This window comes from Dactylosporangium aurantiacum (assembly GCF_000716715.1).
GTDB lineage: Bacteria > Actinomycetota > Actinomycetes > Mycobacteriales > Micromonosporaceae > Dactylosporangium > Dactylosporangium aurantiacum.
Genome location: NZ_JNYJ01000030.1, coordinates 25,545 through 38,474, shown reverse-complemented (window position 1 = coordinate 38,474; position 12,930 = coordinate 25,545). Strand labels below are relative to the sequence as shown.

At 72.6% G+C, this 12,930-nt stretch carries 11 protein-coding genes; 8 read left to right on the top strand and 3 right to left on the bottom strand.

Annotation, left to right across the window (positions count from 1 at the left end):
* Positions 1 to 402: 402 nt before the first annotated feature.
* Positions 403 to 987 carry a sulfotransferase gene (locus tag OP18_RS57740; protein WP_156089890.1) on the bottom strand — a complete coding sequence of 195 codons (585 nt, stop codon included), beginning with the start codon at positions 985 to 987 and terminating at the stop codon, positions 403 to 405.
* A gap of 94 nt (positions 988 to 1,081) precedes the next feature.
* Between OP18_RS57740 and OP18_RS29900 the strand changes: the two genes are divergently transcribed.
* Complete coding sequence (locus OP18_RS29900; protein ID WP_033362437.1) at positions 1,082 to 1,978, top strand: ParA family protein; 897 nt, start codon at positions 1,082 to 1,084, stop codon at positions 1,976 to 1,978.
* A 13-nt stretch (positions 1,979 to 1,991) separates the two neighbouring features.
* A complete protein-coding gene (locus tag OP18_RS29895; RefSeq protein WP_033362436.1) occupies positions 1,992 to 2,402 on the top strand; it encodes a hypothetical protein in 411 nt (136 codons plus the stop codon).
* 90 nt (positions 2,403 to 2,492) lie between these two features.
* On the opposite strand, the gene OP18_RS29890 is transcribed toward OP18_RS29895, so the two are convergent.
* Complete coding sequence (locus tag OP18_RS29890) at positions 2,493 to 4,709, bottom strand: HelD family protein (RefSeq protein ID WP_033362435.1); 2,217 nt, start codon at positions 4,707 to 4,709, stop codon at positions 2,493 to 2,495.
* 110 nt (positions 4,710 to 4,819) lie between these two features.
* Between OP18_RS29890 and OP18_RS29885 the strand changes: the two genes are divergently transcribed.
* From OP18_RS29885 to fabF, 6 genes are all read left to right on the top strand, one after another.
* Complete coding sequence (locus OP18_RS29885) at positions 4,820 to 5,827, top strand: cellulase family glycosylhydrolase (RefSeq protein WP_211273718.1); 1,008 nt, start codon at positions 4,820 to 4,822, stop codon at positions 5,825 to 5,827.
* 12 nt (positions 5,828 to 5,839) lie between these two features.
* Entirely contained in the window at positions 5,840 to 7,066 is a 1,227-nt protein-coding gene (locus tag OP18_RS29880) for a PucR family transcriptional regulator (RefSeq protein WP_052387588.1), read from the top strand.
* 184 nt (positions 7,067 to 7,250) lie between these two features.
* Positions 7,251 to 8,417, top strand: coding sequence for an acyltransferase domain-containing protein (locus OP18_RS29875; protein WP_033362434.1), 1,167 nt, complete (start codon positions 7,251 to 7,253; stop codon positions 8,415 to 8,417).
* Positions 8,414 to 9,367, top strand: a complete 954-nt coding sequence (locus OP18_RS29870) for a beta-ketoacyl-ACP synthase III (RefSeq protein ID WP_033362433.1) — start codon at positions 8,414 to 8,416, stop codon at positions 9,365 to 9,367. The genes OP18_RS29875 and OP18_RS29870 overlap by 4 nt, the downstream gene beginning before the upstream one ends.
* A gap of 95 nt (positions 9,368 to 9,462) precedes the next feature.
* The gene (locus tag OP18_RS29865) at positions 9,463 to 9,708 is read left to right on the top strand and encodes an acyl carrier protein (protein ID WP_033362432.1); all 246 of its coding nucleotides are present in this window, start codon (positions 9,463 to 9,465) and stop codon (positions 9,706 to 9,708) included.
* An 88-nt stretch (positions 9,709 to 9,796) separates the two neighbouring features.
* The gene (gene fabF / locus OP18_RS29860) at positions 9,797 to 11,014 is read left to right on the top strand and encodes a beta-ketoacyl-ACP synthase II (RefSeq protein WP_033362431.1); all 1,218 of its coding nucleotides are present in this window, start codon (positions 9,797 to 9,799) and stop codon (positions 11,012 to 11,014) included.
* Between the two features lie 63 nt (positions 11,015 to 11,077).
* On the opposite strand, the gene OP18_RS29855 is transcribed toward fabF, so the two are convergent.
* Complete coding sequence (locus tag OP18_RS29855) at positions 11,078 to 12,835, bottom strand: PIG-L family deacetylase (protein ID WP_033362430.1); 1,758 nt, start codon at positions 12,833 to 12,835, stop codon at positions 11,078 to 11,080.
* Between the last annotated feature and the right edge of the window lie 95 nt (positions 12,836 to 12,930).

The following is a 12,930-nucleotide window of genomic DNA, read 5'->3' as shown; positions in this document are numbered from 1 at the left end:
CCTGATGTGGGGAGCCTTCCGTCACCTGATAGGTCGGTGCACGGCAAGTTGGGTTCCATACGCGAAATCGGTGGCGAGTATGACCTCGTCGTCATTCATCGAGATGCGGACCGTGACGGTCCCGAGGCACGACTTGCCGAGATTCTTGGCGCTGCGACATCGTTAATGCCGGGGTCGCTCTGTGTACCCGCAATCCCAGTCCGAATGACTGAGGCCTGGCTTATCCTGGACGAACAGCAAATCCGAAGAGTTGCCGGCAATCCAAACGGAACCATGGACCTCGCCATTCCGTCGTGGAAGGAAGCCGAGAGGATCGCCGACCCGAAGGGTCTGCTTAGAGAGCTATTGTTAACTGCCTCGGGCCTCACCGGAAGAAAGCGAAAGACGCTATCGGCCCGACTGTCATACCAGCGGAGTCAGATGCTCGAAACACTGGACCCGGACGGGCCCGTCAGTAAGTTGCCTTCTTGGAATCGGTTCCAGAGCCGGCTCTCGGCCGGTACGTGCCGAGGGGCGCCTTGTGCGCCTTGCCGGTGCGCACCAGGCGGCCGGTGCCGTCGCGGTACACCAGGCCGGTGATGCCGGCCGGGTCGCCACCGCCGTCGACGAGGTCGAGCAGGGTCCGCTCGCCCTCCCCCACAGGTGCGACCAGTTGGAGTGGGCGCGGTCGACGGGGTCGCGCAGCAGCAGGATGAGCTTCGCCTGCGGGATCAGCCGCTGGATGCGCCGGTGGGATGCGCGGTCGTACAGGTAGAAGGGCGTCGCCTCGCCCCGCAGCGTGCCCGGGGGCGCGGCGTCGAACAGCGCCTCGTACTCCTCGCGCCGCCACACGTGCTCCTGGTAGGTCTGGCGGTCGCCCGGCTCGCCGCGGTCCGGCGGCGGCCCGTCGGGCAGGAGGAACTTGGGCTCCTGTCGCACCAGCGTCGCGTGCAGCGCCGACGTGCCCGCCTCCGGCACGCCCGCGACCAGGAGGTCCGGCAACGCCATCAGAGCCATCCTACCTATTCAGTCGATAGGAAAGATGGCCTGACACCCACCGGCGAGGGACGACAACGGAGCGCGCCGATGCGATGCTGGCGCCATGAGCGTGGTCTCCGTGATCAACTACAAGGGCGGGGTCGGCAAGACCACACTGACGGCCAACATCGGCGCCGAGCTCGCCGCCCGCGGCCGCAAGGTCCTGCTCATCGACCTGGACCCGCAGTCGAGCCTCACGTTCTCCTTCTACCGGCCGGCCGAGTTCGAGTCGCGGCCCACGATCCTGCCGTGGTTCGAGGGGTACCTCGCCACCCGCGCCGCGGAGCCGCTGCACAAGTACGTGGTGAGCCCCCGCGAGGTCAACGCCGTCGTGCAGCCGCGGGGCGGGAAACTGGACCTGCTCGCCGGCGACCTGGGCCTCATCGAGACGGACCTGAACCTGGCCGCGGCCCTGGGCGGCGCCCGCCTGCAGACCGGCAACCCCCGCTACCTGCCGGTGCACCGGCTCCTCGCCGACGCCCTCACCGACCACGCGTTCGACGGCTACGACTCGATCCTCATCGACTGCGCGCCCAACTTCAACATGGTCACCCGCACCGCGATGGTCGCCAGCGACCACGTCATCGTCCCGGCCCGCCCCGACTACCTGTCCACCCGCGGCATCGACTACCTGCGCGCCCGCATGTCCCGCCTGGTCGAGGAGTACAACGCGGTCGCCCCCCGCCCGATCAACCCCGAGATCATCGGCGTGGTCTACACGATGGTGCAGTACACCGGCACCGGCCCGCTGATCTCGCAGCGCACCTCGGTCAACGAGACGTCCCGGATCGAGATCCCCGTCTTCCGCCAGACCGTCCGCGACAACAAGACCGCCGTCACCGACGCCGGCGAGCGCAGCCTCCCGGTCGTCCTCGCCCCGCCCGGCACCGCCTCGATCGAGACCCTACGATACGAGTTCCAGCAGCTGACCAGCGAGTTCCTGGCCCGCACCCGGATCTGAGGAGTTGCCCGCGATGACCGACCCGGCCGACCTCGCCCACGACGTCCTGCTCAAGGTCGCCGCGTTCGTGAAGGCCCTGCCGGCCGACCAGCTCGCCGACCTCGCCACGGGCGCCGCGACGCTCACCCTGGTCCCCCGCGCCGGCCGCGCGCCCGCCCCCTCCCGCGCCACCGCCACGAAACCGCTGTCCCGCCCGGTCGCGGAGATCGAGACCATGCTGGCGGAGATCGGCACCCGCGCCGCGGCCGTGCAGTACCTGCACGACGAGCGGCTGACGGTGCCGCAGCTGCGCGAGCTGGCGAAGACGCTGGGGGTGGCGCTACCGGGGAAGTCGGCGAAGGACGCCATCATCACGAGGATCGTGGACTCGGCGGTGGGCCGGCGCCTCGATTCGGCGGCGATCGGGCGGCTGGCCGCCCGCTGACGGCGCGGCGCCCTGGCGTCTTGCGTCGGTGTCCGCGTGCGGGACCGATGCGCCATGTGTGTCTCGCCGGCGAGCGCCGGGCTGCGGACGTCAGGCCCGCCGGTGCCGGCCGGAAGGCCGGGACCGGTCCGCCCGCTCGTCCAGCAACGTCGCCGTCCGCTGCAGCACCTCGTCCCACATCGGCACCGGCGCCCCGGCCACCACCAGCGCCGCCAGGTCCTCGGCGAGCCGGTCCAGCTGCGCCATGTCGACCGTCGGGTCCGCGTCGGGCTCGATCACGACCCGCTGCCGCGGGATCCGCGCGGTGACGTCGGGCCCGGGCTCGACCGGCAGCGGGTCGCCGGAGCAGACGATGTCCAGGTACCGGATGGTGCGGGTGAGCGCCACGAACAGCAGCCGGTGCCCGCGGTCGTCCTCGGCGACGATCTCCTCGGGCTCCACGACGATGACCGCGTCGAACTCCAGGCCCTTCGCCTCCTGGGGGCTGATGAGGTTGATCGCGTGGTCGAGCTCGCCCTGGTCGGCGCGGCCCCACTGCAGGTCGTTGGCGTGCAGGGCGAACTCCAGCTCGGCGCGGCACGCGGCGGGGCAGACGATGCCGACGAAGCGGCCGCCGAGGGCGTGGTCCTTGGCGACGAGGGCGGCCCGGCCGGCGCGTTCGGCGGGTTCGACGACGTGGATGCCGGGGTCGGCGGGGCCTTCCCGGACGGCCCTGGTCGGCTCGACGTCGGGGGCGGCGACCGGCAGGAGCTCGGCGGCCAGCTCGTACACCTGGCGTGGGACGCGGTAGCCGTACCGGAGCCCGACGACGACCTGGGGCAGCTGGGTCGGCAGGTGCTCGGTGACCTCACCCCAGTGCTCGCGGGCCCAGGCGCCGGTCGACTGGGCGAGGTCGCCGACGACGGTGAGGGAGCCGGTCGACGAGCGGCGGGCGACGGCACGCAGCTGCATCGGGGAGAGGTCCTGGGCCTCGTCGACGACGATGTGGCGGTACCGGCGCGGCGGGCCGTTCAGCAGTTCCTCGAGCTCGTCGAGCAGCGGCAGGTCGGTGTTGCTCCAGATCTGCTCGGAGAGCTTGTCGGCGCCGCGGCGGTGCAGCAGGGCGAGTTCGTCGGGGGTGAACTCGTCGCCGGCGGCGTTGGCGAGCCGGGCGCGGGAGCCCAGCAGGGCGCGCAGGAACGCGGCGGCGCTCTGCAGCGGCCAGAGACGTTCCAGGAGGTTCTCGACCGGGCCGAGGCGCTCGGGATCCGTGGGGCCGCCGCGGCCGCGGACGAGGTCGGCGAGCTGGGCGCGCAGGCGTTGGCGGCGTTGTGCGTACGGGCCACCGGCCTGCCGGGCAGCGGCGACCGCGGCGGCCACCTCGACGCCGGACAGGGTGATGAACGCGCCGTCGAAGAGCAGCCGTTCGGCGGGTTCGGGGGTGCCGACCCGGTTCTCCAGGGCGCGGGCGAGCAGCCGGGCCATGCGGGCCTCACCCTTGAGCCGGCGGGTCTGCGGCGGCTCGGGCCGACCGCGCTGGACCGGCGGGCCCAGCTGGTCGATGTCCAGCTGTGCCACGTCGGCGTCGCCGAGGCTCGGCAGGACGGTGCGGATGTAGCGGGTGAAGGCCGGGTGGGGGCCGACGACGAGGACGTCCTGGGGGCGCAGGCGGTCGCGGTGGTTGAACAGCAGCCACGACACGCGGTGCAGGGCGACGGCGGTCTTGCCGGTGCCGGGCCCGCCCTCGATGACCAGGACCTGGTCCAGGGGTGAGCGGATCAGCCGGGACTGGGCGCCCTGGATGGTGGCGACGATGTCGGTCATCGTGCCGGTGCGGCCCCGGTCGAGCTCGGCCAGCAGCGCGTCGTCGGGGGCGTCCAGCGCCGCGACGGCGCCGGCGAGCTGGGCGAAGACGACGTCGTCGAAGTCGCGGATCTGGTTGCCGGCGCAGTGGAAGGTGCGTTTGCGTTCCAGGCCGCGCGGGTCCTCGTGGGTGGCCTCGTAATACAGGGCGCCGATCGGGGTCTGCCAGTTGACGACGAGGACCTGCCGCTGGTCGTCCAGGATGGTCTCGCGGCCGATGTAGAACACGTCGTCGACGCCGGGGTCGGCGGGGGTGCAGTCGATCCGGCCGAACGCGACCTGCTCCTCGGGGGCGGCGAGCGCCTCCTTGCGGTTGCGGCGGAAGAGCGCGAGGCGCCGGCCGGTGCCGGCGTTGGCGGCGGCGTCGGGTGCCTCGCCGAGCTCGGCGCGGACCCGCTCGCGGTGCTTGCGGGCCAGGTCGAAGTGCTGTTGCTCGGCCGCCAGCTCAGCCGACTTGGACTCCACGGCCCGCCTCTCAGCGATCTTGACCACGGTACGTGTTGCCAAGATTACCCGTAGGCAGGGACCGGGGTCGATACCCGTTTGGTGGGCACATCGGCGGGTAGCGCCCCGCCGTGCTGATCAGAGCGGCGTTCCTCGCCCTGCTGCTGTCGTTGCTCGGTGCGGCGTACGTCTCGGTGGAGCCCGCCTACGGGGCGAGCGGCATCAAGGCCCAGGACGGCCACCTCGTCGAGGCGAACGGGGAACGGCTCGTGCTGCGGGGGGTGAACCACGGGTACTACTTCGGCAAGGGTCCCGCGTCCGTGTTCGCCGACATCAAGGCGTCCGGGGCGAACTCGGTGCGGGTGGCGCTGTCCAGCGGCACCGGGTTCCCCGCGACGACCCCGGCCGAGGTCGCCGACGTCATCGGCCGGTGCCGGGAGAACCGGCTGATCTGCGTGCTCGACGTGCACGACACGATGGGCTACGGCACGGAGCCCAACGCCGCGACGATCGCGCACGCCGTCGACTACTGGCTGACGCTGCGCAAGGTGCTGGTGCGGCAGGAGTCGTACGTCATCATCAACGTCGCGAACGAGCCCTCGGGACACGCGGTGAACATGGACTGGATCGGCGACACGAAGACCGCGATCGCGCGGCTGCGCGCCGCCGGGCTGCTGCACGCGATCATGGTCGACGCGCCGAACTGGGGCAACGACTCGTTCCACGTCATGCGCGACCACGCGGCCGAGGTGTTCGCCGCCGACCCGGAGCACAACACGATCTTCGACGTGCACATGTACGGCCCGTTCGACACCGCGCCGAAGGTGGCCGACTACCTGGACCCGTTCGTGCGGCAGCGGCTGCCGATCGTGGTCGGCGAGTTCTCCTCGATCCACCAGTACGGCGACCCCGACGAGGACGCGATCATGGCGTACTGCCAGCGGCACGACCTCGGGTACATGGGCTGGTCCTGGAGCGGCAACAGCCCCGAGTACCACTACCTGGACATGGTCGAGGCGTTCCGGCCGGCGAAGCGGACCGACTGGGGGCGGCGGCTGATCGACGGCCCGAACGGGCTGCGGCAGACCTCGCGGGAGGCCGGGATCTACGGCGGGTTCTGGTTGGCGGCCAGACGATGAAAAGCTGTGCGGGTGACGAACCAGGAGCGGCCGGGACGGCGTGACAGCCACCGGAGCCTCGAGGCGAGCGTGCGCTCGATCGAGCGGGCGGCCGGCGCCCTCGCGACCGCGAGCGTGGCGCGGATGGACGAGACGCTGCCCTGGTTCCGGGACCTGCCGGCCGACCAGCGCGCGTGGGTGATGCTGGTCGCCCAGGCCGGCGTGCGGTCCCTGGTCGAGTGGCTGCGCAACCGGGAGGAGGGCGGCACGCTGCCGCCGGACAACTCCGACGAGTTCTTCGACGCCGCGCCGCGGGCCCTGGCCCGCTCGATCAACCTCGGCCAGACGGTCCAGCTGATCCGGGTGACCATCGAGGTCGTCGAGGAGCAGCTGCCACTGCTGGCCGCGGAGGGTGAGGAGGCCGGCATCCGGGAGGCGGTGTTGCACTACAGCCGGGAGGTCGCGTTCGGCGCCGCCCGGGTCTACGCGCGGGCCGCGGAGACTCGGGGCGCGTGGGACGCGCGGCTGCAGGCGCTGCTGGTCGACGCGCTGCTGCGCGGCGACTCCTCCGACGTGCTGGCCAGCCGGGCGGCGGCGCTGGGCTGGGCGGACGCGCCGCCGGTCGCGGTCGCCGTGGGCCGCTCGCCGGGCGGGGAGGCCGCGGCGGTGCTGCACACGGTGTACCGGGCGGCCCGCCGCATCGGTGTGGAGATCCTCGGCGGGGTCCACGGCGACCGCCTGGTCGTGGTCCTCGGCGGGGCGCCGGACCCGATCGCGGCGACCGAGCGGCTCCTGGCCGGCTTCGGCGACGGCCCGGTCGTCGTGGGCCCGGCGGTGCCGTCGCTGGACGAGGCGACCGAGTCGGCGCGCGCCGCCCTGGCCGGGTTCCGGGCCGCGCCCGCCTGGCCGGCCGCGCCCCGGCCGGTCGCCGCCGCCGACCTGCTGCCGGAGCGGGCCCTCGCCGGCGACGCCGAGGCCCGGCGGATCCTGCGCCAGGACATCTACGGCGCGCTGGTGCGCGCCGGCGGTGAGCTGCTGGAGACCCTGGACGCGTTCTTCGCCGGCGGCGGGGTCCTGGAGGTCGCCGCGCGCGGCCTGTTCGTGCACCCGAACACCGTGCGGTACCGGCTGCGCCGCATCGGCGAGGTCACCGGCTTCGTCCCGTTGGTGCCTCGTGACGCGTTTGCCCTCCGGATCGCGCTGACCATCGGCAGACTGGATCCGTTCGCACCCGCACCATCCGGTCCGCCGCCGCAGTGACCGATTTCATCGCCGCAGTGACCCAGGTCGCAGGCGAGGTGAACGTAGGATTGCGGTGGGTGACGGCGTGGATCTGTTGGGGCAACACCACGCAATCTTTTGTAGGGTTCCTACAAACGAGGTGGTCCACTTTGGTGCGTAGCGCTACCCGCGTGATTGACGGAAATCCGGAAAAGTCATAGACGTGCTCGCCGTACTCGCCCCAGGGCAAGGCTCCCAGAAACCCGGCTTCCTGACCCCGTGGCTCACGCTGCCCGGCGTCGAGGCCCGCCTGCGCTGGTGGTCCGTCCTCGCCGGGGTCGACCTGGTCCACCTCGGCACCGAAGCCGACGCCGAGGAGATCAAGGACACCGCGAAGACCCAGCCGCTGCTGGTGGCCGCCGCCCTGCTCACCGCGGAGCAGCTGCCGCTGTACGACGCCGCCGTCTTCGCCGGGCACAGCGTCGGCGAGCTCGCCGCGTCGACCCTGGCCGGGGTGTTCAGCCCCGAGGCCGCGGTCACCCTCGCCGCCGTCCGCGGCCGGGAGATGGCCGCCGCGTGCGCGCTGGAGCCGACCGGCATGAGCGCGGTCCTCGGCGGCGACCCCGACGAGGTCATCGCCGCCGTCGAGGCCGCCGGTCTCCACCCCGCCAACCGCAACGGCGCCGGCCAGGTCGTCGCCGCCGGCACGCTCAGCGGCCTGGAGAAGCTCGCCGCGAACCCGCCGGCCCGCGCCCGCATCATCGGGCTGCAGGTCGCCGGCGCGTTCCACACGCCGTACATGGCGCCGGCCGAGGAGGCCCTCGCCGCGATCGCCGCCGGGGTCACCACCGCCGCGCCGACGAAGCTGCTGCTGTCCAACCGCGACGGCTCCGTCGTCGACCACGGCCCGAGCATGCTGCAGCGCCTGGTCAAGCAGGTCACCGCGCCGGTGCGCTGGGACCTGTGCATGGCCGCCCTCGTCGACCTCGGCGTCACCGCCGTGATCGAGCTGGCGCCCGCCGGGACCCTCGCCGGGCTGGTCAAGCGCACCATCAAGGGCATCGAGATCGTCACCGTCAACACGCCGGACGACCTGGCCGCCGCCCGTGACCTGATCACGCGGCACGGCAGCGCACCGGCCCACGAGCCGCACCCGCACCAGCAGCACAGTGTGGTCGTGGCCACGACGGCCGGCACGTTCACCCCCGCCGAGGGCCTGGTCGAGGGCACCGAGGTGAGCGACGGGCAGCGCATCGGCGCGGTGCAGACCGGGCAGGGGCCGATCGACGTCACCACCCACGGCGCCGGCGTGCTCGCCGAGTGGCTCGTCACCCCCGACGAGCCGGTCGCGCCCGGCCAGCCGCTCGCTCGCATTGGAGACCAGCTATGAACCAGCCGACCGGGTCGAAGATCCTCGCGTTCGGGCACTACCAGCCGTCACAGGTGGTCACCAACGACGACCTGTCCAAGGTGATCGAGACCAACGACGAGTGGATCCGTGACCGGGTCGGCATCGCCGCCCGCCGCATCGCCGGCAGCGAGAGCGTCGCCGACATGGCGACCGCCGCCGCCGGCAAGGCCCTCGCCGCGTCCGGGCTCACCGCCGCCGACATCGACCAGGTGATCGTCGCGACGTGCAGCTCGATCGACCGCTGCCCCAACGTGGCGACCCGGGTCGCGGCGAAGCTCGGCATCCTCGCGCCGGCCGCGTACGACCTCAACACCGCCTGCTCCGGCTTCTGCTACGGCCTGGCCAGCGCCGACCACGCGATCCGCGCCGGGGCCAGCCGCAACACCCTCGTCATCGGCGCGGAGAAGCTCTCCGACGTCGTCGACTGGACCGACCGCACCACCGCCGTGCTGTTCGGCGACGGCGCCGGCGCCGCGGTCGTCACCGCCACCTACGGCGACGAGCCGACCGGCGTCGGTCCCGTCGTGTGGGGCTCGGCGCCCGAGAAGGGCGACGTGCTCAAGATCGAGGGCTGGCGGCCCTACATCAAGCAGGAGGGCCAGGCCGTCTTCCGGTGGGCCACCACCGCCATCGCCCCCCACGCGCAGGCCGCCCTGGACCGCGCCGGCGTGCAGGGCAAGGACATCGCCGCGTTCGTCGCGCACCAGGCCAACACCCGCATCATCGACGGCATCGTGAAGCGGCTCGACCTGCCCAACGCGATCATCCTCAAGGACCTCGTCGAGTCCGGCAACACGTCGGCGGCGAGCATCCCGCTCGCACTGTCCAAGGCCGTCGAGCGGCGCGAGGTGCCCTCCGGCGCGCCGGTGCTGCTGTTCGGCTTCGGCGGCGGCCTGACGTACGCGGGGCAGGTCATCCGCTGCCCCTGAGCCTCCGGGCCGCTGTGCCGCTGCGCCAGCGTTTGTTGTTTCTCCAGCGTTCGACTCCGTGTCGGCCCTGCGTCAACCCAAGGAAGGAAAGCTCTATGTCCACCCGTGAAGAGATCGCCGGCGGTCTCGCCGAAATCCTCGAAGAGGTCGCCGGGGTCAACCCCGACGACGTCGCCGAGGACAAGTCGTTCACCGACGACCTGGACGTCGACTCGCTGTCGATGGTCGAGGTCGTGGTGGCGGCGGAGGAGAAGTTCGGCGTGAAGATCCCGGATGACGAGGTGCCGAACCTCAAGACCGTCGGTGACGCCGTGTCGTACATCGTGAAGTCGCAGGCCTGAGAGCCGTTGTCGCGGTCTCGGGCCCGGACGGTCACCCCGGACCTGCCCGAGACCGCGCCATGTGGGTCAGCCAGAGAGGTGTTGTGCTGTGAGTGTTGAGGTCGTCGTCACCGGACTCGGGGCCACCACGCCCCTGGGCGGGGATGTCGCATCCACCTGGGATGCCATGCTCGCCGGGAAGTCGGGTGTGTCGTCGCTGACCCAGGACTGGGCCGCGCAGCTGACCGTGCGGATCGCCGCGCAGCTGGCCGTCGAGCCCAGCACCGTGATCGACCGGGTGCAGGCCCGCCGCCTGGACCGCTCGGAGATGACCGCGATCATCGCCGCCCGCGAGGCGTGGGCCGACGCCGGCTCGCCCGAGGTCGACAAGCTGCGGCTCGCCGTCAGCGTCGGCACCGGCATCGGCGGCGCCCAGACGCTGCTCAACCAGGACGACATCCTGGAGGCCAGCGGCCCGCGCAAGGTGTCGCCGCACACCGTGCCGATGCTGATGCCCAACGGCCCGGCCGCCTGGGTCGGTCTCGAGCTCGGCGCGCAGGCCGGCGTGCACTGCGTCGCGAGCGCCTGCGCCACCGGCGCCGAGGCCATCGCGCACGCCCTGGACCTGATCCGGCTCGGCCGCGCCGACGTCGTGGTCGCCGGCGGCACCGAGGCCGTCATCCACCCGCTGCCGATCGCCGGGTTCGCCTCCATGCGCGCCATGTCGATCCGCAACGACGAGCCCGAACGCGCGTCACGCCCGTGGGACAAGGGCCGCGACGGCTTCGTCCTCGGCGAGGGCGCCGGCGTCATCGTCCTCGAACGCGCCGACCACGCCCGCGCCCGCGGCGCCCGCATCTACGCCCGGCTCGCCGGGGCGGGGCTCACCTCCGACGGCTACGACATCGTCCAGCCGCACCCCGAGGGCGACGGCGCGGTACGCGCCATCGACTTCGCGCTGCGCGACGCCGACATCGCCAAGTCCGACGTGGTCCACGTCAACGCCCACGCCACCTCGACCCCGGTCGGCGACCTGGCCGAGATCAAGGCGCTGCACCGGGCGCTCGGCGACCACCCGCTGCTCACCTCCACCAAGTCGATGACCGGGCACCTGCTCGGCGCCGCCGGCGCGGTGGAGTCGATCGCGACGATCCTCGCGATCTACCACGGGATCGTCCCGCCGACGATCAACCTCGACGAGCCCGACGACGAGCTGGACCTGGACGTCGCCGCGCACAAGGCCCGCCACCTGGACATCCCCGCCGCGCTGAACAACTCCTTCGGCTTCGGCGGCCACAACGCCGCGCTGGTGTTCGCCCGCGCCTGACGGCCGTGCACACAGGGGGCGCCGGACATCCGGCGCCCCCTGTCGCGTCTCCGTGCTCGCCGGTCAGGCGGGCAGCGCCTGCCACGCGCCGAACGGCTGCGCGACCCCCGGGGCGACCTGCGTCCTGACCCGCACCACCCCGTCCATGCCGACGGTGGCGAGCACCACCGCCCCCGAGGCGTCGACACCGGCCGCGGGCGTGTCGATGAACGGCCCGCCGTCCAGGTCGCTCCACGTCCACGACCCGCCGGACGGCACCCCGACGGACACCATGCCGTCGCAGGTGCGGCTCAGCAGCATCGGGTCCCGGCCGCTGACCACCGGGCCGGTCGCGCCGGGCCGGCCGGCCGCGGTCACCGCCGCGTTCCACCCGGCCGCCGGCGCGGCCTGCCGGTTCACCACGACCTCACCGCCGACCCCGCGGTAGGTGACGGCGACGGTGCCGTCCTGCAGCAGCACCGTGCTCGGCAGCGACGCCGGCACCGTCCCCGGGAACGTCGTGTTGAGCACCAGCGCGCCGCCCACCGTGTTCTGGTACCAGTGCAGGATGCCGGTCCTGGTCGCGGCGACGAGCTCGACGCACCCGGTCGGGTTCACCACCCCGGACAGCTCGCCCTGCACGTCGCTGCCGCCGAGGTCGGTCCACGCCGCCGGGAAGCCGACGTTCGGGCCCGTCTGCGTCTTCGCGGACACGCCACCGCCGCCGTTGCGCACGACGAGCAGGATCCGCCCGTTGCCGAGCAGCACGCAGCTGGGCGCGCCGACCTGGTCGCCGTTGCCGTACGCGGTGTTCGGGTTGCCCAGGTCGACCCAGCTCGCCGCCCAACCGCCGTTCACCGCCGTCTGGTACGTGCTGACGATCTTGTGATCGGTGAGGCGCCGGCCGAACACCTGCAGGCGGCCGTCGGCGTTCGCGCCGACCGCGATGGTGCACGCCAGCTCCCCACCGGCGCCGCCGAGCACCTGCGGGGTGTTCCACGCGCCGCCCGCGGACTGGACCCACGTCCACAGCACGCCGCCGCGCACCACGAACAGCTGCAGCCGGCCGTCGGCGTTGCGCCCCATCCACGCCCCGCCGCGCGGCCACCGCAGGTACGTCGAGTCCACCCAGCCGGTGTTGTACACGCCGCTGTCGTACGTCGCGTACGCGTTGATCATCATCTGCTTCGCGGCCCGGTCCGTCGCGTTCAGGTCGGCGGGCGAGTCCTGCACGGTGTAGCAGCGGTGGTTCACCAGCGGCAGCGCGTCGCAGTACGCGGCGGCCGCGAGCGCCGCGAACTTCGCCACCGCGACGTGGTCGGCGTGCTCGGGCGCGTACCGGGTGTCCGGCAGCTGGTCCAGGGTGTGCACGACGGTCGGCTGGTAGCGGGCCATCAGCCCCGCGAGGAGCCCGACGACGTCGGCCTTCACGCTGCTGAACGTCCGCGTGACGAGCCCGCCGGTGACGAGGACCGTGGTCCGGCTCTGTCCCGAGTTGATGGCGTCGAGGCCGCCGTCGGGGAGGTTGACGAACACCAGCTCGACGGGGGCCGCCGTGCCCTGCAGCGTGTACGCCTCGACCTGCCGGCCGGACGACCACAGCGTCGTGCCGGTCCACTGCGGGGTGCTGATGCCGCACATCTGCGCGTAGGCGGCCATCACGCCGAGCTGCCGGTTGCGGGCCCGCTGCCCGTCGGTGCTGCCGTTGCCGGTCAGCTGCCCCGCGGTGACGTACACGGTGACCACCGGCAGCTGCGCGTCGATCGCGGCCGACACGTCGGGATTGATGAAGAACAGGTCGTCGTCGGGGTGCGCGACGACGTGCATGACGTGGCCCGGCATCGGGACTCCAATCCATCTCTCGGCCGTGCGTTCACGGTGGCGATCCGACGCCCCGCCCCGCAACTGCCGAACGGGTGCGTCCGGGGCACGGGACG